At 72.2% G+C, this 25,954-nt stretch carries 20 protein-coding genes; 5 read left to right on the top strand and 15 right to left on the bottom strand.

Translation table 11 applies throughout. From position 1 onward, the window contains the following. Positions 1–12 precede the first annotated feature (12 nt). Positions 13–1,215 carry a DUF4192 domain-containing protein gene (locus DN069_RS26710; protein ID WP_165845645.1) on the bottom strand — a complete coding sequence of 401 codons (1,203 nt, stop codon included), beginning with the start codon at positions 1,213–1,215 and terminating at the stop codon, positions 13–15. A 179-nt stretch (positions 1,216–1,394) separates the two neighbouring features. Here DN069_RS26710 and DN069_RS26705 point away from each other — a divergent pair, with 179 nt between their 5' ends. Both DN069_RS26705 and DN069_RS26700 read left to right on the top strand, forming a co-directional pair. Further along, positions 1,395–3,605, top strand: a complete 2,211-nt coding sequence (locus DN069_RS26705) for a DEAD/DEAH box helicase (RefSeq protein WP_111505100.1) — start codon at positions 1,395–1,397, stop codon at positions 3,603–3,605. A 239-nt stretch (positions 3,606–3,844) separates the two neighbouring features. After that, on the top strand, positions 3,845–4,495 hold the full coding sequence (locus tag DN069_RS26700; RefSeq protein WP_243639765.1) for a hypothetical protein: 651 nt from the start codon (positions 3,845–3,847) through the stop codon (positions 4,493–4,495). A 101-nt stretch (positions 4,496–4,596) separates the two neighbouring features. Here the strand turns inward: DN069_RS26700 and DN069_RS26695 are convergent, their stop codons facing one another. From DN069_RS26695 to DN069_RS26685, 3 genes are all read right to left on the bottom strand, one after another. Continuing rightward, positions 4,597–5,103 carry a hypothetical protein gene (locus DN069_RS26695; protein ID WP_243639763.1) on the bottom strand — a complete coding sequence of 169 codons (507 nt, stop codon included), beginning with the start codon at positions 5,101–5,103 and terminating at the stop codon, positions 4,597–4,599. Positions 5,104–5,417: 314 nt separating this feature from the next. Beyond that, complete coding sequence (locus DN069_RS26690; protein ID WP_111505098.1) at positions 5,418–6,101, bottom strand: ribonuclease HII; 684 nt, start codon at positions 6,099–6,101, stop codon at positions 5,418–5,420. A gap of 44 nt (positions 6,102–6,145) precedes the next feature. Beyond that, positions 6,146–6,784, bottom strand: a complete 639-nt coding sequence (locus DN069_RS26685) for a TetR/AcrR family transcriptional regulator (RefSeq protein WP_243639761.1) — start codon at positions 6,782–6,784, stop codon at positions 6,146–6,148. Positions 6,785–6,962: 178 nt separating this feature from the next. Here DN069_RS26685 and DN069_RS26680 point away from each other — a divergent pair, with 178 nt between their 5' ends. After that, positions 6,963–8,483, top strand: a complete 1,521-nt coding sequence (locus DN069_RS26680) for an MFS transporter (protein WP_243639760.1) — start codon at positions 6,963–6,965, stop codon at positions 8,481–8,483. Positions 8,484–8,564: 81 nt separating this feature from the next. After that, on the top strand, positions 8,565–9,470 hold the full coding sequence (gene dapA / locus DN069_RS26675) for a 4-hydroxy-tetrahydrodipicolinate synthase (RefSeq protein WP_111505092.1): 906 nt from the start codon (positions 8,565–8,567) through the stop codon (positions 9,468–9,470). Here dapA and DN069_RS26670 read toward each other — a convergent pair. The 5 genes from DN069_RS26670 to nrdR form a co-directional block, all read right to left on the bottom strand. Further along, a complete protein-coding gene (locus DN069_RS26670; protein ID WP_111505090.1) occupies positions 9,446–9,745 on the bottom strand; it encodes a YciI family protein in 300 nt (99 codons plus the stop codon). The two genes, dapA and DN069_RS26670, sit on opposite strands and share 25 nt — an antisense overlap. Before the next feature lie 31 nt (positions 9,746–9,776). Next, a complete protein-coding gene (locus DN069_RS26665; RefSeq protein WP_111505088.1) occupies positions 9,777–10,409 on the bottom strand; it encodes a histidine phosphatase family protein in 633 nt (210 codons plus the stop codon). Between the two features lie 42 nt (positions 10,410–10,451). After that, complete coding sequence (locus DN069_RS26660; protein WP_243639757.1) at positions 10,452–11,135, bottom strand: hypothetical protein; 684 nt, start codon at positions 11,133–11,135, stop codon at positions 10,452–10,454. 208 nt (positions 11,136–11,343) lie between these two features. Further along, positions 11,344–14,238, bottom strand: a complete 2,895-nt coding sequence (locus DN069_RS26655; protein ID WP_111505086.1) for a vitamin B12-dependent ribonucleotide reductase — start codon at positions 14,236–14,238, stop codon at positions 11,344–11,346. Between the two features lie 145 nt (positions 14,239–14,383). Beyond that, on the bottom strand, positions 14,384–14,866 hold the full coding sequence (nrdR, locus tag DN069_RS26650) for a transcriptional regulator NrdR (protein ID WP_111505084.1): 483 nt from the start codon (positions 14,864–14,866) through the stop codon (positions 14,384–14,386). Between the two features lie 528 nt (positions 14,867–15,394). Between nrdR and lexA the strand changes: the two genes are divergently transcribed. Next, positions 15,395–16,087: a transcriptional repressor LexA gene (gene lexA, locus DN069_RS26645; protein ID WP_243639756.1), complete on the top strand. Its 693-nt coding sequence runs from the start codon at positions 15,395–15,397 to the stop codon at positions 16,085–16,087. Between the two features lie 236 nt (positions 16,088–16,323). Here the strand turns inward: lexA and DN069_RS26640 are convergent, their stop codons facing one another. The 6 genes from DN069_RS26640 to DN069_RS26615 form a co-directional block, all read right to left on the bottom strand. Beyond that, positions 16,324–18,426: an ATP-dependent DNA helicase gene (locus DN069_RS26640; RefSeq protein WP_111505080.1), complete on the bottom strand. Its 2,103-nt coding sequence runs from the start codon at positions 18,424–18,426 to the stop codon at positions 16,324–16,326. Between the two features lie 12 nt (positions 18,427–18,438). Further along, positions 18,439–19,293: a carbon-nitrogen hydrolase family protein gene (locus DN069_RS26635; protein WP_111505078.1), complete on the bottom strand. Its 855-nt coding sequence runs from the start codon at positions 19,291–19,293 to the stop codon at positions 18,439–18,441. A gap of 33 nt (positions 19,294–19,326) precedes the next feature. Next, a complete protein-coding gene (locus DN069_RS26630) occupies positions 19,327–20,925 on the bottom strand; it encodes a lysine N(6)-hydroxylase/L-ornithine N(5)-oxygenase family protein (protein ID WP_243639754.1) in 1,599 nt (532 codons plus the stop codon). A 129-nt stretch (positions 20,926–21,054) separates the two neighbouring features. After that, positions 21,055–21,846: a GNAT family N-acetyltransferase gene (locus tag DN069_RS26625; RefSeq protein ID WP_243639752.1), complete on the bottom strand. Its 792-nt coding sequence runs from the start codon at positions 21,844–21,846 to the stop codon at positions 21,055–21,057. Further along, positions 21,843–23,840, bottom strand: coding sequence for an IucA/IucC family protein (locus DN069_RS26620; RefSeq protein ID WP_424556327.1), 1,998 nt, complete (start codon positions 23,838–23,840; stop codon positions 21,843–21,845). Before DN069_RS26620 ends, DN069_RS26625 begins: the two co-directional genes overlap by 4 nt. Positions 23,841–23,983: 143 nt before the next feature. Next, positions 23,984–25,558, bottom strand: coding sequence for a pyridoxal phosphate-dependent decarboxylase family protein (locus DN069_RS26615; RefSeq protein WP_111505076.1), 1,575 nt, complete (start codon positions 25,556–25,558; stop codon positions 23,984–23,986). Between the last annotated feature and the right edge of the window lie 396 nt (positions 25,559–25,954).

Genomic DNA, 25,954 nt, shown 5'->3' with positions numbered 1-25,954 from the left:
TAAACAGTGGGACTAGTCGCTCGACCGACCGAGACACCGCGGTAGCCTGCCCCGCCGGCGCCGGGTGCGCCGTCGGGAGCGGGCCGCTCGTTCGGCCCTCAGGGTGGCGCAGAGGGTGTCCGGCACCGCCCCGCAGTTGATCGCCTCGTAGAGCAGGGCGGCGAAGGTGTAGCTCGGGTCGACGGCCAGCGCGCGCCCGAGCGCCACTCGGGCGGTGACCGTGTCGCTCGTCACCCAGGCCGTCCAGCCGAGCAGGGACAGCGGAGCGGCGGCATGCGCCTCGAACGGACCGACGCAACGTCTGGCGAGATAGCGCCAGAGCCTGCCCGCGTGGGCGACGTCGGGCGGGTCGAGCCATTCGGCCGCCCGGTCGCGGGCGAGCCGGTCCTGCAGACCGAGGACGATCCGCGCCGCGTCGTGATCGTCCAGCTCGCACTCGCCCTGGCCGAAACGAACCACAGCGGCGTCGACCAGTGCGGCCGTCGCCTCACGGAGCCGCTCGCGACCGCCCTCGCGGTCCAGCTCGGCCGCGACCAGAGGCATCTCCCGCTCGAGGGCGAGCAGCAGCGGCGCCACCGCCTCGACGGCGACCGGCTCGAGCTCCCGGTGCAGCTCGCGCAGGCTGCCCCGCAACTGGATCCCGGCGAAGGCCGCGGCGGCCGCGACCGGTGAGGTGCTGCCGGGCGGCCGGACAAGCGCCCCCTCGGTGGGGCAACAGGCCGGATCGGCGCAGGTGTAGGAGAACCAGCGGCCGGCGGACAGGCACAGCGACTCGTGCACGGGCACGCCGGCCGCCCGGAATCCGTCGGCCAGCAGGGTGGCGAGGGGGCGCAGCCGTTCGGTGACGGCCCGCGGGTTGCCACCGGGCTCCGGATCCTGGCAGAAGTAGAGGATCACGGCGTCCGGAGGGCGGTCGCGCTGCTCGGAGAGCGCCAGTAGGAAGCCGACCACCTCGCGGGCGGCGGCGGGCCAGGCGGCGGGCGGCGGGATGTCGACGCGTACGGATCCGCCCTGCCGTCGGCGTGATCCCTGGAGGCCGAGCGCGACCACACTGTCGCTCGGGAAGAAGCCGAGCAGGTAGGGCAGGGCGTCGGCCACGTCGGCCGGCGTCCGCATCCGGACCACGGGCGGTTCGAAGGCGGAGAACGCCGGGACCGGCTCGTTCGAAGGGGGCGGCGGTGAGGCCGGGGGCGGTGGGGTGTTGTGCTCGTTCATGCGGCGAGCGTGCCGAAGCGCAAGAGGTCGTGTACCGAGGACCCCGATTCTGTGGACAACTTGCGGGGTGTGGAAAACCTCGCCACCCGACCGAGTGGGCTCGATGGCCACGAATCGTTTCTCCACAGGCATGACGACGCGGTTCGCCTTTGTCGGTGGCGGCGACTATCAATGACGGCATGGACAACACCCAGCTCCAGGACCGCACCGCCGTGCGGGCACAGGCCAACGCGGTACTGCGCTCGCTCGCCGGCGGCGACGCCCGACTGCGCGAGGACCAGTGGCGCGCCATCGAGGCGCTCGTCGTCGACCGGCGCCGGGCCCTGGTCGTGCAACGCACCGGCTGGGGCAAGTCCGCCGTCTACTTCGTCGCCACGGCCCTGCTGCGGGCCGCGGGCTCGGGGCCGACGGTCATCGTGTCGCCGTTGCTCGCCCTGATGCGCAACCAGGTCGAGTCCGCCGCGCGGGCGGGGATCACGGCGCGCACCATCAACTCCTCGAACACCGAGGAGTGGGAGTCGGTCCACGCCGAGATCGCCGGCGGAACGGTCGACGTCCTCCTGGTCAGCCCGGAGCGGCTGAACAATCCGGAGTTCCGGGACGAGGTCCTGCCCCGGCTCGCGGCCGCCACCGGTCTCCTGGTGGTCGACGAGGCACACTGCATCTCCGACTGGGGCCACGATTTCCGCCCCGACTACCGTCGGCTGCGCACCATGCTGGCGGACCTGCCGGCCGGTGTCCCGGTCCTGGCCACGACGGCCACGGCCAACGCGAGGGTCACCGCCGACGTCGCCGAACAACTCGGCACCCATGCCGGGCACGCCGGCGGGGCCGGCGCCCGGGGTGAGGCCCTGGTCCTGCGTGGCGCGCTGGACCGGGAGAGCCTCAGTCTCGGGGTCCTGCAACTGGGCGATCCCGCACACCGGCTCGCCTGGCTCGCCGACCGGCTGGACGAACTCCCCGGCTCCGGCATCATCTACACCCTGACCGTGGCGGCAGCCGAGGAGGTGACGTCCTTCCTGCGGCAGCGCGGTCACACCGTCGCCTCCTACTCCGGCCGCACCGAGGACGCCGAGCGGCAGTCCGCCGAGGCGGATCTGCTCGCCAACCGGGTCAAGGCGCTGGTCGCCACCTCCGCCCTGGGCATGGGCTTCGACAAGCCGGATCTCGGCTTCGTGGTCCACCTGGGGTCGCCCAACTCGCCGATCGCCTACTACCAGCAGGTCGGCCGAGCCGGGCGCGGCATCAAGCACGCGGAGGTGCTGCTCCTCCCCGGAGCCGAGGACGCCGCCATCTGGCGTTACTTCGCCTCCCTCGCCTTCCCCGGGGAGGAGCAGGTCCGCACGACCTTGGAGGCGCTCGCCGCGCACACCACCCCCGCCGGGGAGCCGCTGCCGCTGTCCACCCCGGCCCTGGAGGCGCGGGTCGACCTTCGACGCACCCGGCTCGAGACGATGCTCAAGGTGCTCGACGTCGACGGGGCGGTCCGCCGGGTCCGCGGCGGCTGGGTGACCACGGGAGAGCCGTGGGCCTACGACGCGGCCCGCTACGCCCGGGTCAACGAGACCCGGGCGGCCGAGCAGCGGGCGATGCTCGACTACGCGGCAGCGTCCACCTGCCGCATGGAGTTCCTCCGGCGCCAGCTGGACGATCCGGAGGCGGCGCCCTGCGGGCGGTGCGACAACTGCACCGGCGAGCGCCGCCCCACGGACGTCTCGGCGGACACCCTCGCGGCCGCACGGGCCGCACTGGGCCAGCCGGGCCTGGAGCTCGAGCCCCGCCGTATGTGGCCGACCGGCATGCAGGCCGCCGGCGTCCAGCTCAAGGGCCGCATCCCGGCGGGTGAACAGGCCGCCGCCGGGCGGGCCTTGGGGCGGCTGTCCGACATCGGCTGGGGCACCAGACTGCGCAGCCTGCTCGCCGCGGACACGCCGGACGCCCCTCTTCCCCCTCAGGTTCTCGACGGCGTCGTCACCCTTCTGGCGGATTGGTCCAAAGGGCCCTCCGCCTGGGAGCAGCGCCCGTCCGCCGTCGTGGCCATCGCCTCGCGGACCAGGCCCGAACTGATCGGCAGCCTGGCCGCGGGGATCGCCCGGATCGGCAGGCTGCCGCTGCTGGGCCGGATCGAGTACGCCCCCGGGGCCGATCCGCACCGAGGCGGGCGTGGCAACAGCGCCCAGCGCCTCATGCAGCTCCACGACGCCTTCGTCCTGTCGCCCGAACTGGCGTCGGCTCTGGCCGAGCAAGCTGGGGACGGCCCAGGGAGCGGCCCGGTGCTGCTGGTCGACGACTACTCGGACAGCGGCTGGACCCTTGCCGTCGCCGCCCGCATGCTGCGCCGGGCCGGGGCGCCGGCGGTCCTTCCCCTGGTCCTCGCACAGTCGGCCTGACCCTCCGTCGGGCGGGGACAGCCCCGCCGCCCACCGAACGGTCGAGAGCCGAACGGTGGAGTACGGACGGCGCGCCGAAGGGACTTATCTGTCGGATCACCAGAAGCAGGGACACTTCCGGCGGGATCACCGTTGCCGGTCCGTGCAGACCCGGTGAGAATTGGCAGGTATCCCGGCCCGACGGTCCGTCCGCGGCTGGTGTGCGAGGTGCCCGCGCGCGGGCACGGGGAAGGAGGATCTTGAGCATCGGCCATCCCCTCGAGCTGTCCAGGGAGCCGCACACCACATCTCCGGCGCGCTCGGTCGACCCGACCGCCTGGCAGGAGGCGGGCCTGCCGACCATGCTCGACCCCCGATCAGTGGTGGGCGAGCTGCACCGGATCCATCTCCCGCACCCCGGAGTCACCGTGCTGGGGGTACTCGCGGCCGACGGACGCGTCGTGGCCGGCGCCTCGTTCGCCGTCCCCGAGCGGATCACCGACGGATGGCACCTGCGCAACGTACTCCTCGCCCATCTGCGTCACGTTGTCCCGCACGGGCTGCGGCGACGGGCACCTCTGCACAGCGCGGTGGTGCTGCAGTGCCGCGACGCCCCGTCCGACTGGACCGAGCTGGACGGCGCCTGGATGTGGGCGCTGCGCGACGCCTCTGGGCTCCACGGCATGCGCTGCGGCGGGTACATCACGCTGACCGAGGCCGGCTGGCAGGTTCTGGGCGAGAGCCGACGCGGGCGCAGCCCCCAAGCCGGGGCCCTGGGTCGGCGCGCGCTGAGCACGGTCAGTGAACTGCCGAGCAGAGAACACCTGCCCGCCCTCACCGCCTCCCCGGAGAGCCGCCCACGTCCCGCGCTGATGCCCGCTCCGGCGATCGCGCAGCTGGCGGCGCAGTAGCCGGTCCCTCAGCCGGTCCCCGCACCTCCGCCGATGCCGCGCCCCTCGAACCACGGAACGCCCCGGCCCGTGACGGGCCGGGGCGTTCCCGGGGCTGGACGCTAGCGCTGCGCCGGCAGCGGGGTCTCCCCGCAGACGATGAGGAGGGAGGTGGCTCGGGCCAGTGCCACCGCGAGCGCGTCCTGCACGGCGCTGGTCTCGCCGCCGTTGACGGCCAGCACCACCACCTCGCGCCGGGCAGGCCGGCAGTCGGCCGCGGTCGCGTAGAAGACGTCGTCCGCTGCCTCGAGCTGGGCCCAGTAGGGCTCGGCGCCGAAGCTCAGCTCGTGGGCCTGCCACGGGTGCGCCTCGGCGGTGGTGAGCACCAGGATCTGGCCGGGAGTCCGGCCGGTGTCCAGCAGCAGGTCGACTGCCTCGTCCGCGCGGTCCAGCGCGGCTTCGGGAGCGGCCGGAAGCAGCTGCAGCTCGGGAAGCGTGGGGTGCGCATCAGGGCCCCGGCGGGCCTGCGCACCCGGCTTCGGGGGGCGCGTGGGACCGGCCGGAGGGCCGGGGACGGCACGCCGGGCCGACGGTCCGGGCCGGGGCCCGGGACGCGGCGTGGCGGCCACATTGGTCGGGGAAGGTACAGCGGTCGCGGCGGTGCGGGCTATCGGGTCCGTCTCGTCGGTGGATGGAACGCCCTGGCCCGAGTCGGTCTTGTGGATCTCCAGCTCCTCGGCACGATTTCTGGCGGCGCACTGGACGGCGCCGAACAGCGCCCCAGAGCTTACTCGGTGCCTGTGAGCAGCCGATAGGGGGGCCGTCCGATGTGCCGGACGAAGACCGAACATGCATCCCGCGGCTTCCTGAAGGCATGCCTCGCGTCGCTTCCCGGCCACCGAAAGCCGGTACCGGAACCTTCGCCACCGCCCACGACGCCCCGTCAGAACCCCAGCGACAGCTGCTCTCCGGCGTCGACCGGCTCGCGGTGGACCCGCAGGTGCCGCCACTCGGGCAGCTCCTCGAGGTAGGCCCACGAGAGGCGGTGCTGCTCGGTCGGGCCGAGTCGTTCGAGGGCGGCGCGGTGCACCGGGGAGGGGTAACCGGCGTTGTCCGCGAAGGCGAAGTCGGGGTACTGCGCCCCCAGGTCGGCCATCATCGCGTCGCGGCGCACCTTGGCGATCACCGAGGCCGCGGCCACGGCCACGCAGGACTGGTCGCCCTTGATGACGGTCCGGACCCGCCACGGGCCGCCGAGATAGTCGTGCTTGCCGTCGAGGATGACCGCGTCGGGCTGCTCCGGCAGCGCCTCCAGGGCGCGGATCGCCGCCAGCCGCAGCGCGGCGGTCATCCCGAGCTCGTCGCACTCGCGAGGGCTGGCGTGGCCGAGCGCGTAGGCATGCACCCAGCCGGCGAGCACCGGCTCCAACTCCTCGCGGCGCCGCTGGGTGAGCAGCTTGGAGTCGGTCAGGCCGGCGGGCGGCTTGCGCATGCCCGTTATGGCAGCGCAGACGGTGACGGGGCCGGCCCAGGCCCCGCGCCCCACCTCGTCGACCCCGGCGACCAGCCGGGCGCCGGCCCGGCGCAGCGAGCGCTCGACGGAATGGGAGGGCGGATCCACAGGCATGTCCTCAGCCTATCGGCCCTCGGGGGACCGACCGGCCGCTCCGCTCAACCCTCCCCGAGCCGGGCGGAACGCAGCAGCACAGGCAGCAACACCTCGTCCACCAAGGCTTGGGCGTCCTGCTCGATGAAGCCTCCCGGCCGGGTCTTGGACCGGTACATCATCATGGCGGGCACGATGTCCAGAACGGTCGCCGTCGCGGCCTCCGGTCGGACCTCTCCGCGCTCCGCAGCCGCCTGGACCACCTGCGCGAGGAGCAGGTGTGCCGGGTCGAGGATCTGCTGGTGGACCAGGCCGGTGAAGGCGGCGGCACGCTCGTGGTCGAGTTCGCTGATCACGGCGCGCGCTGCGCAGCCCGTGCGCGAGGTCATCAGGGCCCGCAGGCCGGCGATGACGGCGAGGAGGTCGCCGCGCAGGCTGCCGGTGTCCGGGGGCTGGGCCGCCGGCGGCAGGCTGGCGCTCAGCGCGTCCAGCACCAACTGCTCCTTGCTGCCCCACCGTCGGTAGAGGGACGCCTTGCCGGTCTGCGCGGCGGTGGCCACGGCCTCCATGCTGAGCCTGGCATAGCCGGAGGCGATCAGCTGCTCCAGGGTCGCCTCGAAGATCGCCCGCTCCAGGGTCGGACCGCGACGTCGGATCGCGACAGCCGTCGTCGTCCTGCGCATCTCCTCACCACCGTCGAACATGACGCCGCCTGGGCGGCGGCTGGGGCTGACAGAGGCTTGTGTACCGATTTGTCCGGGTCTAGGGTCGAGGCTAATGAACGCCGGCGTTCATTCCAAGCCCCGACAAGACTTCTCAGCCGTCCCAAATTTTTCAGCCCTACCGAACCCAGCCACCGTGGCGCACCTCCCAGGGGGAACCGTGGCCACTTCGAAGACCCTCACCCGCAGCGTTCCGGCCCAGGCCAGGCGTGGCCAGCATCCGGGGATCTCCCTGGCGGTCATCGCGACCACGCAGCTGATGGTCGTGCTGGACATCACCATCGTCAACATCGCGCTGCCGCACATCTCCACCGCCCTGAAGTTCACCCCGACCAGCCTGTCGTGGGTGCTGAACGCCTACACGCTCACCTTCGGCGGCCTGCTGCTGCTCGGTGGACGAATCGGCGACATCCTCGGCCGCAGACCGACGCTGATCACCGGCGTGCTGATCTTCAGCTGCGCATCGCTGCTCGGCGGCCTCGCCACCTCGTCGTGGATGCTGCTGTCCGCGCGGGCGCTGCAGGGCATTGGTGGTGCCATCGCCTCACCCACCGCCTTCGCGCTGATCGCCACCAACTTCAAGGAGGGCCCCGAACGCAACCGGGCCTTCGGTGTCTACTCGGCCGTGGCCGGCGCGGGCGGTGCCATCGGGCTGCTGCTCGGTGGCGTGCTCACCTCCTGGCTCTCCTGGCGCTGGGTGCTGTTCGTCAATGTGCCGATCGGCATCGCGCTGGCCTCACTGGCGCCGCTGTACATCAACGACTCCGAGCGCCACCCCGGACGCTTCGACTTCCCGGGCGCCCTGACCTCCACGGTCGGCATGGCCAGCCTGGTCTACGGATTCATCCGCGCCGCCGACAAGGGCTGGACCGACACCTGGACGCTGATCTCGTTCGCCGCCTCGGTGGTCCTGCTGGTCTCGTTCCTGCTGATCGAGTCGAGGACGGCGCAGCCGATCACCCCGCTGCACATGTTCCGCAACCGGAACCGGTCCGGCGCCTACGTGTTGATGCTCTGCCTGGCCGCCGCGATGTTCGGGATCTTCTTCTTCATGACCCAGTTCATTCAGGACATCCTGGGGTTCAGTCCGATCCGCGCGGGTCTCGGATTCCTGCCGATGAGTCTGTCCATCATCGTGGCGGCGCAGATCGCGGCGCGGTTCCAGACCAGGTTCGGAGCCAAGCCTTTCATGATCCTGGGCACGCTCCTGGTCAGCGGGGGCGCGTACTGGATCACCAAGCTGGACGTGCACAGCACCTTCGCCAGCGGCGTCCTGGGGCCGACGATGATCTTCGGCTTCGGCATGGGCTTCATCTTCGTCCCGGTCATGCTGACCGCTGTCTCCGGTGTCGCGCCGCAGGAGACCGGATCCGCGACCGGCCTGCTCAACACCACCCAGCAGGTGGGCGGCTCCCTCGGCCTGGCCATCCTGGTCACGGTCTTCGCGACCGCCCAGCGCAACGAGGCCAAGGCGCTGTTCCCGCACCGAGATCCGAACCAGGTCTTCGTGCACGGCATGACCGCCGCCTTCCAGGTGTCCCTGGTGTTCACGGGCATCGCCCTGCTGATGGCGCTGTTCGTCATGAAACCGCCGCAACGGCTGGGCGTCTCCGCGCCCCCGGCGGCTCCGCCCGGGGAGGAGGGCTCCTCCTCGGATCCACCGCACGCGGCCGCCGCCTGAGCCACTGATTAGCATCCGTGAACCGTGACGTGCAGCAATCATCGCTGGTGCTTCACGGCGATGATTGCTCACCCTGGGAGCATGAACGACACCCACGCCACGGACGCACTCCCCCTGGGCCGATGCCTGGCCGCCATGGTCACCCCGTTCCGGCCGGATGGGTCACTCGACGCCGACGGCGCACAGAAGCTGGCCACGCACCTCGTCGACTCCGGCTGTGACGGCCTGGTCCTGAACGGCACCACGGGCGAGTCGCCCACGACGGGGGACGACGAGAAGGAGCGCCTCGTTCGCGCCGTCGTCGAGGCGGTCGGCGCGCGTGCCCAGGTGATCGCCGGAGTCGGAACCAGCGACACCGCCCACAGCACGGCGCTCGCGCGCTCGGCCGAGCGCGCGGGAGCGGACGGGCTCCTCCTGGTCACCCCCTATTACAGCCGCCCCCAGCAGGAGGGGGTGCGGCGACATCTGACCGCCGTGGCCGACGCGGCCTCCCTCCCCGTGCTGCTCTACGACATCCCGCACCGCACCGGAACCCGACTCTCCACCGAGACCCTGCACGCCCTCGCACGGCACCCGCGCATCGTGGGCGTCAAGGACGTCAGCTACGACCTGGCCGGGGCCGCCCGCACCATCGCCGACACAGGCCTGCAGTACTACTGCGGCGCGGACGAGCTCAACCTGCCCCTGCTCGCGATCGGTGCCGTCGGAGTCATCAGCACGGTGGCGAACGTCGCCCCCGAACAGACGCGCGCCGTGCTGGACGCCCACGCGTGCGGGGCCAACGTCGAGGCGCTGCGCCTGCACCAGCGGCTGCTTCCGCTGGTGCAGGCCATGATGGACGACGTCCCGGGCACGGTCACCGCGAAGGCGTTGCTGAACGACGCCGGTCTGCCGGCGGGCCCGGTCCGGCTGCCACTGGTCGATGCCGACCAGACCCTGCTCGAACAGCTCCGTGCCTGCCTTCAGGAGGCCTGCGGCTCGCGGTAGGCGGCCAGGCAGTCGGCGGTCTTGGTGGCGGTGAACTCGACCACGTCGTAGGCGGCGACCCCGCCCTTGGCGAACGGGTCCTCGGCCAGCAGCTGGTCCACGCCGGCCCGGTCGAGGCCGCCCACCAGCAGCACCCCCCCGGTACGCGGCACCTTCACACCGGAGGCGAGCATGACGCCCTTGCGGTACTGCTCGTCCAGCCAGGCACGGTGCTCCAGCAGCAGCGCGTCCACCTGCTCCATCGGCGCGGTGTAGGAGAGAGTGACGACGAACACGGTAGGACTCCTCGGGTTGCGGACCGCGGGATCAGGTCCAGCGCTCGAACGGACGATCAAGCGTATAGCGGCCGTCCGCGCCGAGGAGGAGCGTTCTCATCCCCCCGTTGTCGGGGTTCGACAGAGCCTCGAACTCGTCGACGCTCCAGTGGAACCACCGCATGCAGAACAGACGCATCAGGAGCCCGTGGCAGACCAGCAGCACGTTCGGCGGGTAGTCGGCCCGCTGGAAGTTGCGGTGCAGGGTCTCGAAGAAGGCGCCGACCCGGTCGTAGGCGTCGGCACCGGACTCGCCCGAGGTGAAGCGGTAGTAGAAGTGGCCGTACTCGTCCCGCAGCTTCCGCTGCCTGCGGATGTCCTCGACATCCTGCAGGTTGCCCCAGTCCTGTTCCCGCAGGCGCGGCTCCTCCATCACGCGGACCAGGGCCGGATCCAGGCGAAGCAGTTCCAGGGTCTGCCAGGTCCGGGTGTAGGGCGAGACGTAGACCTGCACCCGCTCCGCGCCGAAAAGCGCGCGGAGCTCGCCGCCCGCGGCGCGCGCCTGCTCGCGACCGCGCGCGGTCAGGGTGAGGGCGTGGTCCGGCACACGCTCGTAGATCGTCTCATCGACGTTCCCCTCCGACTCGCCATGTCGGATCAGGACAATTCGCCTCGGCCGCGCCATACCGGCCACCGTAACCCAGGCCGCGCCACGCAGCCTCGCGTCTCACCGGACCGAGCTGTCCCAGCGCCAGCGCTCGCGGCGGGCCAGCCCCGGCAGCTCACCGCGCCCGGTCGCCCACAGCAGGGTCCCCCAGGGCGCGAAGCCGCCCGGCACGTCAGGGAAGAGCCGGTGCAGCACCCGCGCACACAGGTCTGCCGGCGGCTCCCAGGCAAGCCCCAGACCGCGGGCGACGTCATCCGCGTGGACAAGCGTCTCGACCAGGCCCATGGCCGCCGAGCCCTCGGCGTCCGCGAGACCGAAGACGTGGAAAGCCCTGGTCTCCGGGGCGGCCGTCCGGACCATCGCGACGAGCAGCGCGCCACAGGACTCCAGCACCCGGACCAGCCCCTCGGGACCCGCCGCGCGGTCGGCGAAGATCGTGCTCCGCGGCTTCTCCGGTGCGGGCCGGACCAGCACGAACGGCACGGGCTCCGCCGTCACGCCGACCGGCGAGCCCAGCTCGGCGGCGTAGGCGAACAGGTCGTCGGCCAGGTGCTCGGCCGTCTCCCAGCAGTCCCAACTGAGCGAGCCCGCAGCCCTGCTCCAGTCACCTTCCAGCGCGGCCGGCTGCCGCAGCAGTGCCACCGCGAGGCCCACCCCACACGCCAGATCATCGGCGGTGACCGGGCCGGGCCCATCCTCGGACGTGGGGATGTCGGCCGCCGGCACATGCTGCTCTGCTGTCACCCGCGCACCCTAGTGACCGGCCGCGCCACCTGCAAGATCCTTTTTGGGGAGGGGCGGGCGCCACCCGCGCCGCGGGTTCCTCAGGCCGCAGCACACGCGAGTGCGCCCCCGGAGCAGAAGGTCCGGGGGCGCAACTCGGGCCAGTCCGACGGCCTGTCAGTGACCAACGCGAGCCGGTGATCGACCGACAGGGATCAGCTGACGGCGGTCAACTGCAGCCGCTGGTCGAACCGCAGCCCTCGCAGAGGTAGCAGCTGCCGGCGCGGCGCATCTTGGTGCCGCAGGAGAAGCAGAGCGGGGCGTCGGAGTTGATGCCCTGCTGGATCTCCAGCAGCTCCGCGGTGTTGTGCGGGGCCGGGGCCGAGGCGGCCGGGGTGGTCTGGATGACGACCGGGGCCGGGGTGGCGGCGCGGGGAGCGGACTGAGCCAGGCCCTCGACGTCCACGTCCTCCTCGTCGGTCGGCTCGTAGGAGCCGGTCTCCAGGTGACGCTGACGCTCCTCGACGGAGTGGATGCCCAGCGCGGAGCGCGTCTCGAAGGGCAGGAAGTCCAGCGCCAGACGGCGGAAGATGTAGTCCACGATCGACTGGGCCATCCGCACGTCCGGGTCGTCGGTCAGACCCGCCGGCTCGAAGCGCATGTTGGTGAACTTCGAGACGTAGGTCTCCAGCGGCACGCCGTACTGGAGGCCGACCGAGACGGCGATGGAGAAGGCGTCCATCATGCCCGCGAGGGTCGAGCCCTGCTTGGACATCTTCAGGAAGACCTCGCCGAGGCCGTCGTCCGGGTAGGAGTTGGCGGTCATGTAGCCCTCGGCGCCGCCCACCGTGAAGGAGGTGGTGATGCCGGGACGGCCCTTGGGCAGGCGCTTGCGGACCGGACGGTACTCGACGACCCTCTCGGCGGCCGGAGCCACGGCCGGGGTGACCTCCGCGGAGGCCTTCGCGTTGTCAGCGGACTTGGTCTTGGCCGAGAGCGGCTGGCCGACCTTGCAGTTGTCGCGGTAGATCGCGAGCGCCTTGACGCCGAGCTTCCAGGCCTCGAAATAGATCTCCTCGACCTCCTCGACGGTCGCGCTCTCCGGCATGTTGACCGTCTTGGAGATGGCACCGGAGATCCACGGCTGGATCGCGGACATCATCCGGACGTGGCCCATCGGGGAGATGGAACGCTCGCCCATGGCGCAGTCGAAGACCTCATAGTGCTCGGGGCGCAGGCCCGGGGCGTCGACGACGTTGCCGTTCTCGCTGATGTAGGCGACGACCGCCTCGACCTGCTCGTCCTGGTAGCCGAGGCGCTTGAGCGCCCGCGGCACGGTGCCGTTGACGATCTGCATCGAGCCGCCGCCGACGAGCTTCTTGAACTTGACCAGGGCCAGGTCGGGCTCGACGCCGGTGGTGTCGCAGTCCATCATCAGGCCGATGGTGCCGGTCGGCGCCAGCACGGAAGCCTGCGCGTTACGGAAACCGTTCTTCGCGCCGATGCGGACGACGTCCTGCCAGGCCTCGGTGGCCGCGGCCCAGACCGGGGTGTCCAGGTCGTCCATGCGCTTGGCGGCGTCGTTGGCCTCCGCGTGCTGGCGCATGACGCGCTGGTGCGGCTCGGCGTTGCGGGCGTAGCCGTCGAACGGACCGACGACGCCGGCCAGCTCGGCGGAGCGCTTGTAGGCAGTGCCGGTCATCAGCGAGGTGATGGCGCCGGCGAGCGCGCGGCCGCCCTCGGAGTCGTAGGCGTGGCCGGTGGCCATCAGCAGGGCGCCCAGGTTGGCGTAGCCGATGCCCAGCTGGCGGAAGGCGCGAGTGGTCTCACCGATCTTCTCGGTCGGGAAGTCCGCGAAGCAGATGGAGATGTCCATCGCGGTGATGACCAGCTCGACGACCTTGGCGAAGGTCACCGCGTCGAACGAGTCGTCGTCGCGCAGGAACTTCATCAGGTTCAGCGAGGCGAGGTTGCAGCTGGAGTTGTCCAGGTGCATGTACTCCGAGCAGGGGTTGGACGCGTTGATGCGGCCGGACTCGGGGCTGGTGTGCCAGTGGTTGATCGTCGAGTCGTACTGGATGCCCGGGTCGGCACAGGCCCACGCGGCCTCAGCCATCTTGCGGAACAGGCCCTTGGCGTCGACGGTCTCGATGACCTCGCCGCTCATGCGGGCGCGCAGACCGAACTGCTCGCCCTTCTCGACGGCCTGCATGAACTCGTCCGAGACACGCACGGAGTTGTTGGCGTTCTGGTACTGCACCGACGTGATGTCGTCGCCGCCCAGGTCCATGTCGAAGCCCGCGTCGCGCAGCGCGCGGATCTTCTCCTCCTCCTTCACCTTGGTCTCGATGAAGGCCTCGACGTCCGGGTGGTCCACGTCGAGCACGACCATCTTGGCCGCGCGGCGGGTGGCGCCACCGGACTTGATGGTGCCGGCGGAGGCGTCGGCGCCGCGCATGAAGGAGACCGGGCCGGAGGCGTTGCCGCCGGAGGAGAGCAGCTCCTTGGAGGAGCGGATGCGGGAGAGGTTCAGGCCGGCGCCGGAGCCGCCCTTGAAGATCATGCCCTCTTCCTTGTACCAGTCGAGGATCGACTCCATGGAGTCGTCGACGGCCAGGATGAAGCAGGCGCTGACCTGCTGGGGCTGGGTGGTGCCGACGTTGAACCAGACCGGCGAGTTGAACGAGAAGACCTGGTGGAGGAGGGCGTAGGTCAGCTCGTGCTCGAACACCTCGGCGTCGGCGGTGGTGGCGAAGTAACCGTTCTTCTCACCGGCGGCGCGGTAGGTCTTCACCACGCGGTCGATGATCTGCTTCAGGCTCCACTCGCGCTGCGGGGTGCCGACCGCGCCGCGGAAGTACTTGCTGGTGACGATGTTGACCGCGTTCACCGACCAGAAGTCGGGGAACTCGACGCCGCGCTGCTCGAAGTTGATCGAGCCGTCGCGCCAGTTGGTCATGACGACGTCACGACGCTCCCAGGTCACCTCGTCGTAGGGGTGCACGCCCGGGGTGGTGAAGATGCGCTCGACCTTGAGCCCGGCGTCCGCCTTGGCCTTGGCGTCAGCCTTGCCCTTGGCCGCACCGTTCCTGCCGGCACGGGAGCCGCTCGTGGTGTCTGTCATTGCCGCCTCCTCCTGGGCAAACGCCCTGAGCGCCCCGCTGCTTCCCGGGGTCGCCTGCTGGTTCGTGTCTTGCTGGTTCAGCACCACGTGCTGCGAAACGAAGTGCTGGAAAGGTGCCGCGCGCACCCTGGAACGTGCCGAGGGTTCAGGGCGTGGGCGCAGGCACGGGGGGCCGGTCGCCGGGCGACTCCACACGGAGCTCGGCGATGGCGGCCTCGAAGTCCTCGAGTGAGTCGTAGGCCCGGTAGACCGAGGCGAACCGCAGGTAGGCCACGACGTCCAACTCCCGGAGCGGGCCCAGTATGGCCAGGCCGACGTCATGGGCGGACAGCTCGGCGCTCCCGGTGGAGCGGACGGCCTCCTCGACCCGCTGACCCAGCAACGCGAGGGCGTCCTCGGTGACCGGCCGGCCCTGACAGGCCTTGCGAACCCCGTTGATCACCTTGTCGCGGCTGAAGGGCTCGGTCACCCCGCTGCGCTTCACCACCATCAGGGCGGCGGTCTCCACCGTCGTGAACCGACGGTTGCAGTCGGGGCACTGGCGCCTGCGTCGGATCGAGCTGCCGTCGTCGGTGGTACGGGAGTCCACGACTCGGCTGTCCGCGTGACGACAGAAGGGGCAGTGCACGTCCCGCTCCCCTCCAGACTTGGCTGCTGCTCGCTCCACGGCAGACCACAATCTGTGGGCCGCGGTCCCCTATCTAACCACTAGATCTGGTGTGTCACGCACCACCTCGACACCGCGTGTCGTGTCGGCCGGTTCACCCTTCGCGATCGGTGCAGGTCACCACTCGAACGCCTCGGAGAGGGGGTTTCGAGCCCGCTCGGAGGTGATCCATGAGAGGATTCGACTCGAACAAGCGATCGTACGAGCGAGTGGAAATACACCCGAAACCTTGATCAGGTCAGGGTTTCTAGCAATAATTCACTCGAACGTGTGTTTGGCGCAACCTTTCGATAGGACCTACCGTTGGCCTATTCAAGGGAGAACGTCCGTAGGTTGAGAGGGGCCGCCGTGACCATCGCCGAAAGCAGCACCGTCCCGGTGCAGGAACGCTCCCAGTTCGCCACCCAGGAAGATTCGCGAAACCTCGCCTCCGGGCTCGTTCCGGACCAGGCTAGTGGGCCTTCCGTCACGCACTCCTCGGGACACTCCTTGGATATTCAAGAAGGCCCCGCACGCGCCCTCCCGGGGCGCCCGCCGGGCATCCGCACCGACGAGGCCGGGCTCACCGAGCGCCAGCGCCGCGTCATCGAGGTCATCCGGGATTCGGTGCAGCGGCGCGGATATCCGCCGAGCATGCGGGAGATCGGCCAGGCCGTGGGCCTGTCCAGCACCTCCTCGGTCGCCCACCAGCTGATGGCGCTGGAGCGCAAGGGTTTCCTGCGCCGCGACCCGCACCGTCCGCGCGCCTACGAGGTGCGCGGCATGGAGGTCGCCCGCCCGGTGCCCGAGGCCAACAGCGGCCGCCCGGCCACGTCCTACGTACCCCTGGTCGGCCGGATCGCCGCCGGTGGGCCGATCCTGGCCGAGCAGTCCGTCGAGGACGTCTTCCCGCTGCCGCGCCAGCTCGTCGGCGACGGTGAGCTGTTCGTGCTGAAGGTCAGCGGCGATTCGATGATCGAGGCCGCGATCTGCGACGGCGACTGGGTCACCGTCCGCCGCCAGCCGGTCGCCGAGAACGGCGACATCGTCGCCGCGATGATCGACGGCGAGGCCACCGTGAAGCGCCTCAAGCGCGAGGACGGACATATCTGGCTGATGCCGCACAATTCGGCCTACGAGCCCATTCCGGGCGACAACGCGACGATTCTCGGCAAGGTCGTCGCCGTCCTTCGTCGCCTCTGATCCCCGGCTCCTGACCGGGGCCCGAACAGCCTGGGCCCCGACCGGCACCTCATGTCGGCCGGGGCACCGTGGGAGGCATCCCTCCCGATTGCCGAACAGGATCACCCGACCGCTTTCCGGCCGGGTGCGTCACGACGCGTCGACAGCAGCCTCACGGCCGCCAGGCCGAAGTCCAGGCCCATCAGTCGGCGCGTTCTGCGCGCAGCCGCAGGAATTGCTTCGCAGCGGCAGCCTCTCTATCGCGCCCGGACCGGTGCCGCCGCCGCATTGATGGCCGCCAGGGAGCGGCGGACCTGGTTGCGGTCCGTGGTGTACCAGAAGTCCGGCATTGAGGAGCGGAAGAATCCGCCGTAACGGGCCGTGGCCAGGCGGGAATCGAGCACCGCCACGACACCGCGGTCGTCCCCGGAACGGACCAGTCGACCGGCGCCCTGGGCCATCAGCAGGGCGGCGTGCGTCGCCGCCACCGCCATGAAGCCGTTGCCGCCGTGCTCCTCGACCGCCTTCTGCCGGGCGCTCATCAGCGGATCGTCCGGGCGCGGGAAGGGAATCCGGTCCATCACGACAAGCTGGCAGGCCGAGCCCGGCACGTCCACGCCCTGCCAGAGCGAGAGCGTGCCGAAGAGGCAGCTCTCCGCGTCGGCCGAGAAACGCTTGATCAACTCCCCCAGGGTGTCCTCGCCCTGGAGCAGGATCTCGCCGGGGACGCGCTCGCGCAGAGCCTCCGCCGCGGCCTGGGCCGCGCGCATCGAGGAGAAGAGGCCGAGGGTGCGACCGCCCGCTGCGCCGATCAGGTCGGCGAGCTCGTCCAGCATCTCCGGGCGCTCCGGATCCCGTCCGGGCGGCGGGAGATGGCGGGCGACATAGAGAATGCCCTGCTTGCGGTAGTCGAAGGGCGAGCCGACGTCGAGTCCGCGCCAGACCGGCAGGGTGCCAGTGCCCTCGATCGTCTCCCCCACGTCGTCGCGGCCCGTCGAGGAGAGGCCCAGCGAGGCCGCGACGCCCGTGAAGTCGCCACCGAGCTTGAGCGTGGCGGAGGTCAGCACGACGGAGCGGTCGTTGTAGAGGTTCTCCCGCAGCAGCCCGGAGACGCTGAGCGGGGCCACGCGCAGCGAGGCGGGGGCAGCCAGGAACCGGTCGTTGCGGTCGATCCAGACGACGTCGTAGACGCTGCCCTCCAGCAGCCGGTCCGTCGTGTCGTGGATGGTCTCCAACGACGCCATGGCCTGCTTGCGCACGGCGTCCTCGTCGCTCACGCCCCGGTCGCGGATCTCGCCGATCGAGGTGATCACCTCTCGGGCGGCCTCGCGGATCGCGGCCACGGCGAAGTGGAGGTTCTCCGGGAGCTCCTCGACGCGCCCGCCGTCGGCGATCTCCATCAGACCGTGGTAGTTCTCCGCGGCGGCCTGGAGCTTGTCCACGGACTTCTCGTTGGCGAGCCTGGCGGCCCGCTTGACCGCGCGGTTCACCGCCGTGGTGGTGAGCTCGGCGGTGGCGATCCCGGTGACCCGGGAGACCAGCTCGTGCGCCTCGTCCACGATGAGGAGGCCGTGCTCGGGCAGGACCGGCGCGCCCTCCAGCGAGTCGATCGCGAGCAGGGCGTGGTTGGTGACCACCACGTCGGCGAGCTTGGCACGCTCGCGCGCCTTCTCCGCGAAGCAGTCGCCGCCGTAAGTGCACTTGGTGGCGCCGAGGCACTCGCGGGAGCTGACCGAGAGCTGCTGCCAGGCCTTGTCGGAGACCCCGGGCGACAGGTCGTCCCGGTCGCCCGTCTCGGTCTCGTCGGCCCAGTCGCGCAGGCGGACGATGTCCTGCCCGAGCTTGCTGCTGGGACCGCCGAGGACCTCCGCCGGATCGAACAGGCCGGCCTCGTCGTCGCTGGGCGCCCCCTCGTGGACCCGGTGCAGGCAGACGTAGTTGGACCGGCCCTTGAGCATGGCGTAGCTGGGCTTGCGGCGCAGCAGCGGACGCAGCGCGTCGACCGTGCGCGGCAGGTCCCGCTCCACGAGCTGCCGCTGCAGGGCCAGCGTGGCGGTGGCGACGACCACCTTGTCCCCGTGGGCGAGGGCCGGGACGAGGTAGGCGAGTGACTTGCCCGTGCCCGTACCGGCCTGGACGAGCAGCTGCTCGCTGTTCCCGACCGCGGCGGCGACGGCCTCGGCCATGGCGACCTGGCCGGGGCGCTCGACGCCGCCCACCGCGGTCACCGCGGCGTGCAGCAGCTCGCGGATGCGCGAGGCGTCGTCCGCGCCCGCTGAGGCCTCGCCGGCCGGCGCGCCGCTCGGCTCGGGGGTGGCGCCGGGATCGGCCGGGTCGGAGTCAAGGATGCTGTCACTCATGGCCCTCCCACCCTAGAGGGCGCCACCGACAATTCGGGGTCGGACCGGCGCCGTCAGGGTCGGATCCACCAGCACGGGTTCCGCGGTGCGCGCGGCGCGCAGCGCCTCCGGGTCGAACTCGGCCACCGCCAGACCCGGGTCGGCCACGCCCGCGTCGTCGAGCAGCTCGCCGAGCGGGCCCCAGATCGCACTGTGACCGCCGCCGACGTACCCGCCGCTCGCTCCGCTGTGGTTGGCCAGCAGCGTGTAGGACGTGTTGTCCATGGCGCGCGCCGGGAACAGGAAGCCGTTGGCCTTGGCGGAGAACTCCGGGCTGAACAGGGCGCCGGTGAGGTAGCCGTGGCAGCCGTCGAGCGCGGCGGCGCGGGCGTGCTCGGGGAAGGAGGAGTCCCAGCAGATGCTGAGTCCGAACCGCCATCCGTCCAGCACGAGGGTGGTGCCACGGCTGCCGGGTGCGAAGCCGGCGGCGCGCTCGCTCGGCGTCGCGTGCTGCTTGTCGTAGGTGGCTGCTACGTTGCCGTCACGGTCGAGAACGAGCGCGGAGATGTGCAGCGTGCCGTCCTCGGTGCGCGTCGGCGCGCCGACGACGAGGGCGGTGCAGTGGGCGGCGCACGCGTCGCGCAGGGGGTCGAGGCGCGGATCGGCGGCACCGGTGGTGTGGCGGTCCGGGTCGGCGGTGATGCCGGAGAGTTCGTAGCCGGTGAGGAAGAGCTCCGGCAGGACGAGCAGTTCGGCGCCGCGGTCGGCGGCGCGGTGGACCAGGTCGGCGGCGGTGGCCGCGTTGGCGACGAGGTCCAGGGGGACGCAGGCGGCCTGCCCGGCAGCCACGGTCAGCGGTGCGGCGGGCAGCGGGAATTGATCATCCATGGCGCGGAGCCTAGCGCCTCGGACCTGCGAGTGTCAGGGGTAAACCAGGGCTGCGGGGCTTTCATCTGCCGAGCCGAAAGATGCGGCGCTTTCGCGTGCGGTGCCCTCAGCCGCGGTGCCCTCGGGTGCGGGGCCCTCGGCTGCTGAGCCTTCGGGTGCGGGGCGCGGCAGGTCGTGCGCGCTGCCCGGGCGGCCGAAGGTGGTCCAGGCCGTGGCCTCGGGCAGGCGGTGCACCGGCCGGCCGAGCACCTCGGTGCAGACCGCGTTGAGGATAACGGCGGCGCGGTGCGCGCCGAGGCCGAGATCGGGTGTGCCCACCCCGTGCGTGTGGAGCTCGGCGTTCTGCACGTACAGGCCGGCCGTGACGTCCGGCCGCAGGCCCACCCGGTAGTCCAGGCCGATCCGGTAGCGGCCTCCGGCGTCCCGGCCGACGAGGTCGTGGATGGGGTCGAGCAGGGCGGGCCGCCGCGCGGCGTAGCCGGTGGCGAGCACGACCAGATCCGTGCGGAGCCCGTACGCGACATCCGACTGCCGGTGCGCGCAGTGGAGTTCGAGGCGGCCCTCGCCGGTTGCGCGCGCGGACAGCACCTCGGTGCCGGGCACGATCTCCACGTCCGCCGCGCCGCCGGCGGTGGTGCGCTCGTACAGGGCTTCGTGGACGGCGGCCAGGGTCTCCGCGCTGGCCGCCTTGTAGAGCTGCCACTGGCGTGGCACCAGCGCGTCCCGGGTCGGCTCCGGCAGCGCGTGGAAGTAGCGGGTGTAGTCGGGGGTGAAGTGCTCCAGGCCGAGCTTTGAGTACTCCATCGGCGCGAGCGCCGTGCTGCGGGTGACCCAGCGCAGGTGCGGCACCGCGTCGGCGCCGCGCCGGCGCAGCAGGTCCAGGAAGACCTCGGCGCCCGACTGCCCGGAGCCGACCACGGTGACGTCGCGGAGCGGGAGCGGGCGACCGTCGTTGTCAGTGCCCCGCGCTAGCGTCAGTGGTGAGTGGGGAGAGGTGAGGTACTCGCCCGAGTGCAGCACCGGAGCGGCGCCGTCGACGAGTTCGGCGAACGCCGAGGGGATGACGGGCTCCGTCCCGACGCCGAGGACCAGGTGCCGGGCGAGCCAGGGCTCCTCCCCGGGCACCTCCACCTCGAAGAGCTCCCGGTCGGCGTTCCAGCGCACCGCCTTGACCGGGCTGTCGAAGCGGCAGTTGGGCAGGCGGGTGGCGGCCCACCGGCAGTAGTCCGCGTACTCACGGCGCGTCAGGTGCCACTGCTCGGCGAAGTAGAACGGGAAGAGGCGGTCCCGGTCGGCCAGATAGGCCAGGAAGGACCACGGGCTCGTCGGGTCGACGAGCGAGACGAGATCCGCGAGGAAGGGCACCTGCATCCGGGCGCCCTCGATCATCAGCCCCGGGTGCCAGCTGAACTCCGGCTTGGCCTCGAGGAAGACGGACCGCAGGCCCGGCACCTGGTGGGCCATCGCCGCCAGGGAGAGGTTGAACGGGCCGAGACCCACACCGACAAGGTCGTGCACCAGCCCCCGGTTCGGGGAGTTGCCGGGGTTGGCCGAGTCGGTACGGGAGCGGACGACACGTGAGGGGACGGGGCAGCGGACGGCAGCACCGACCGGCGAACGTGAGGGATCCACGGGGTGGCCCTTTCGAACGGTGACGGGGAAGGGGAAGGAGGGCAGGCAGGGGAAGCATGCGAGGAGAGGAAGCCCGTCGCGGGCGTCGCACCGACAGCCGGGGAGCCGGCACGGTGGGAGCGGCCGAGGTCACGGCTGCGGTCGGTCGAAGACCATGAGCGCGGCCTGCTTCTCGGGCAGCGGCAGCTCCGAGTCGAAGCGGTAGCCGGCCCGCAGGAAAGCGCGTACGGACGGCAGGTTGCGCACGTCCGGCTCGGCGACGACCCGTCGGGCCGCCTGTCTCTCACGGAGGATCCGCCGGGTCAGCGTGCCCAGCAGGGAGCTGCCGACACCGCGGCCGCGGTGGGCGGCGGGGCCGACGAGCAGGTGCAGCCCGGTGTCGTGGGGGCGTGCCGGGTAGTGCCGGGCCAGCGGGTCGAGGTCGGCCCGGTAGACCTCCCAGTAGCTCATCGGCGTTCCGTCGACCAGCCCGAGGCAGGGCACGCTGCGGCCGTCGCCGTCGAGTTGGGCGCGCACGTGCTGCTCGGTGAGCTCCGCCGGGCCGCAGAGCTCCCAGAACGCGGAGACGACCGGATCGTTCATCCAGTCCACCAGCAGCGGCAGATCACGCGGCAGCCGGACGGGCTGCAGCCGGAACTCCCCGTAGCGGGTGTGCATCACGCCCCACCGCGCCACGCCGTCGAGAAGGTCGTCCCGCCGGGTCCAGTGCGGTCGCTGCCACGGAAGGTGGGCGGACGGACGGTGCTGCGCCGACAGGCCGGGCGCCATCCCGGGGGCGGTCCCGGGGGCGGTCCCGGGCGCTTCCACCGGCGCGGCCGACACCGAGGGGAAGGCCGACACCGAGGGGAAGGCCGACGCCGCGGGCGTCACCGGGGACGCCGCGCCCCCGGTGACGGCCCGGAGGTGGGGGTGCTCGTTCACGCGCCGGCTCCGGCCAGCGCGGTCAGAACCGACGCCGGAGCGGCGAGCACGAGCGGGTTGGGGTAGGGCACGTACACCGACTGCGTCTCCACCGGCCCGACGAGTTCGTCCAGGCCGTGCAGGCGGGTCAACAGGTTCGCCTTGCAGCGCAGCACGGGTGCCTCCAGCAGCCGGGCCGGCAGGGGCGATCCGGTGGCGGCGCCCTGCCCCGCGAGGAAGCGCCGCAGCCCGGCGAGCAGCACCCGCTCGTCCGTCAGCCCCTGCGCCCCGAACGCGCCGACCAGACCCAGGAGGTGGTTGATACCCAGGTAGTAGGCGAACCGCTCGTCGGCCACCGCGTCGGGGACGAAGGTGTCACTGGCCCGGCCGATTCCTGGCAACCGCGCCTCCAGAGCAGCGGCCGCGGAGTCGCGGAAGTAGTAGCCCTGGTTGTCGCGGTAGCGGCCGCCGACCGGCCAGCCGTCCTCGTCGAGGAGGACCAGGCTGTTCTGCTGGTGCGCCTCCAGCGCGATGCCGGCGTGCCCGTCCAGCCAGAGGATGGGCAGCACCACGGCGTCCAGGTAGCGAAGGAACCACTCCGCCGCCACGGTCGGCACCGGACGGCCGGTCCGGGCGGAGAGCCGGTGCACGACCTCGGCGAGGTGCGAGGCGTGCGCGCCCGGCCAAGGGCGCTCGGCCACCAGACCCGCCAGGCAGTGAGCCCGGTCCGATGCGCCGAAGGGGTTCTGCCGCAGGACGGTGTCGAAGCCGCTCGCGGCGGCCGGGCCCCCCGTCCCGCCGGGAAGGTCCACGCCGATCCAGGCCGGATCACGGACGATGTCGAAGCCGGGGTGGGCACCGCGCCACTCGGCGCCCAATCCGGCCTCCAGCAGACGGTGCACCTCGGCACCGCGCAGCAGTTCCTTGCGCAGGTTCTCCCGGCGGGAGTTGGTGATGCGCAGCCCCAGTGAGAGCTTGAGCATCCACGGTGTGCCGGGCCGGCAGACCGTGCGCACCGAGGAGGTCGGGCTCCAGAGCCCACCCCCCTGACCGAGGTCGTGCAGGCCGCCCGTGTCCAGGAGCGTCCGGACGTCCTCACGGTGGCTCAACTCCCGTGCCTGCCATGGGTGCAAAGGCACGGGCACGGTGCCCTCCGGTGGCGGCGGCGCGTCCTCGCCGCGCAGCGCCGTCATGATCCGGGCCGTGCCGGCCACACCGAGTCGGTCGGCCTGCGGGCCGTCGGGATCGCCACCCGCGCGTCGCCCGGACGACGCCCAGGACGGCAGCACGCCCTCCCCCGCCGCCACGAGCTCGCGGTCGACGGCGAACCAGTGCAGGCGCAGCGCGCCGCGCAACTCGGGTGAGCAGGCGGCGGCTTCGGCGTCGCCGAGGCCCTCGCGGCTCTTCGGTGTCGGGTGGAGCGGGTGTCCGAGGAGCAGTGCCTGCTCGGAGCGCAGAAAGGGCGTTCCCGCCGGCCCGGGCTCCGCGGCCGCGCGCCGATCGGCGACGAAGTGCGCCGTCCGCCGCACCGAGTCCGCGACCCGGCCCGCGAGGTCCGCGACGTGCGCCGGGCTCACGCCGTCGTCCCCCGACGCGGCCGCGCCCCAATCGGCGACCGCACCTGGGGATTCCTCCACTCCCGCCGCACCGGCCACACCGGCCGAACGGGCCAGCAGAGCAGCCACGGTGACGGCATCAGCCGCGCGGGCCGACTCCCCCGCCTGGGTCTCCGTCCTCCCTTCCCGCTCCCCCTCCGCACGCTCCCTGCCCGTGCCCGACGTCTGCCCCGGCCCGGACACCAACTCCGCGCGTCCGAACCGGTGCCAGCCCGCGGCCGAGCGGTAGCGGACCAGGGCGCGCAGCAACAAGCCGTCTCCCAGCGGGAGTTCCAAACACTCCCCGGCCGACGGGACCTCGGTGCCCGTCTCGCGCACCCAGCAGCGCAGCAGGTTCTCGGTCGCGGCGGCGTCCGCGACCACGACCGGATCGGGATGGTGCAGGGGATCCGCCTCCAGGGCGGTTGAAGCGGCACGGGCGGCGGATCCGGCACCGGCGGCGTGGGCGGCAGGGGCGGCGCAGGCCTCGCGGGCCTCGGGGGCGACGGCGTCGGTTGCGGTGAGGGACGAGGCCACGGGGGGCTGCTGCGCGGGAACGATGGTCACGCGGGCTTCTCCTGGGTCTTGCGGGGGCGGTGCTGGGCGGGTCCGGCGCGTCCCGCCCGCTCGTGCTCGACCGCGGCGCCCGCCGCGACGACCAGAGCCAGCAGGCGGTCGATATCCGCCTCGGTGCTGTGAGGGTTGAGCAGGGTCAGCTTGAGTCGCACGCCCCCGTCGGCGCCCGGCAGTTCGGTGCGACCGACGACGGCGGTGCCGTTCGCGAGCAGCCGTCGGCGCAGCTCCGCGTTGACGGCGTCGCTGACGCGGCGGTCGTCCTCACCCGTACCGCGGCCGTCCGCGGCCTCGGGCAGGTAGCGGAAGAGGACGGTGGTCAGTACCGGCTGCGCGACCAGCTCCAGCCATGGCTCGGAGGTGATGACGCGGGCCGCATGACGAGCGAGCTCGTGGCACCGGTCGACCATGGCCCCGAGGCCGGACCGGCCAAGGGTCCGCAGCGTGACGGCGACCTTGAACGCGTCCGGGCGTCGCGTGGTGCGCAGCGAGCGGCCGAGCAGCGAGGTGTAGCCGGCCTCCTCGTCGTCGGCCGGGTTGAGGTAGGCCACCCGCTGCTCCAACGGGCTCAGCGTCGCGGCGTCGGCGGCCAGCAGCACACCGGCCGCGACCGGCTGCCATCCGAGCTTGTGCAGGTCCAGGCCGACGGTGTCGGCCAGGCCCAGACCGTCGAGCAGCGGCGCCAGGGTGCGCGAGAAGAGCGCGCCGCCCCCGTACGCGGCGTCGACGTGCAGCGGGACACCGTGACGGCGGGCGATGGCGGCGATGCTGCGCAACGGGTCGACGGCCCCCCGGTCCGTGGTCCCGGCGGTGGCTACGACGCAGCACGGGACGTGCCCGGCGGTACGGGCGTCCGCCAGGCTCCAGTCGAGCAGACGTGGATCCAGCGCGCCGTCCTCGGCCACCTCGATCGGGACCACGGCCTGTGTGCCGAGCCCGAGCACCCCGGACGCGCGGGCGAGCGAGAAGTGTGCGGTGGCCGAGGAGAAGATCCGCAGTCGTCCGGCCGCCTCGGCGGGGATCGCGGCACCCCCCTGGACGGCGAACTCCCGTGCCAGCACGGCGTCGCGGGCCAGCAGCAGGGCCATCAGGTTGGACTCGGTCCCGCCGGTGGTGAAGACGCCGCGGGCGGCGTCCGGTCGTGCGAAGCCGACGGTCTCGGCGAGGAGACGTACGACGGCCGTCTCGATCTCGGTCCCGCCGGGCGCCTGGTCCCAGGAGTCCAGGGACGGGTTCAGCGCGGCGACGGCGAGGTCGGCGGCGGAGGCCACGGCGAGTGGTGGGACGTGCAGGTGCGCGGCACACGCGGGGTCCGCGGGATCGGCCGCGGTGGCGGCGAGCGCACGCGTCAACTCGCGCAGGGCATCCGGGTCCCCGGTCTCGGGAAGCAGTGCGGCGGGCGTGAGCAGGTCGCGCAGCAGCAGCGCGACGCCGGTCGGGCCACCGGCAGGCAGCGGCCCGCCGCGCGCCTCCGCGCCGATCCGCAGCGCGCCCAACACCTCCGCCAGCAGTGGCGCGAGCGCCTCCGGCCCGTCGATCCCGCCCGCGAGCTCCGCGCCGTGCACATGGCCCGGAATCGCGGGTCTCCGGTCCCCCGTCCGAGGCCGGCCCGTCCGGGACTCGACCGCCCGGGAGCCGGTTGCCCGCGACTCACCAGCCTGCGACTCACCAGCCTGCGACTCACCGGCCCGGGGCCCACCCGCCGGAGGCTCCCCCTCCCACGCGTCCCGACCCTCGCCACGCGCGGATTCCGCGCCGACCAGCGCTCCCGGCGGACGCAGACCCGGCCCGCGCGCGGCCTCGTCCAACGGCAGCTCACCGAGCCGTCTCGCCTTGCTTGTGAGAACCCCGGCTCCGAGACCCTCAGCAGCCGCGTCCTCGCCCGGCCCGCTCGAACCACTCGACGCGCTCGACCCGCTCGCCCCGCCCGACGTCGTCCTGTCGCGTTCACGCGGCCCGCC

The sequence above is a fragment of the Streptacidiphilus pinicola genome, from assembly GCF_003258295.1.
Classification (GTDB): domain Bacteria; phylum Actinomycetota; class Actinomycetes; order Streptomycetales; family Streptomycetaceae; genus Streptacidiphilus; species Streptacidiphilus pinicola.
This window is presented reverse-complemented; position numbering and strand designations above follow the sequence as displayed.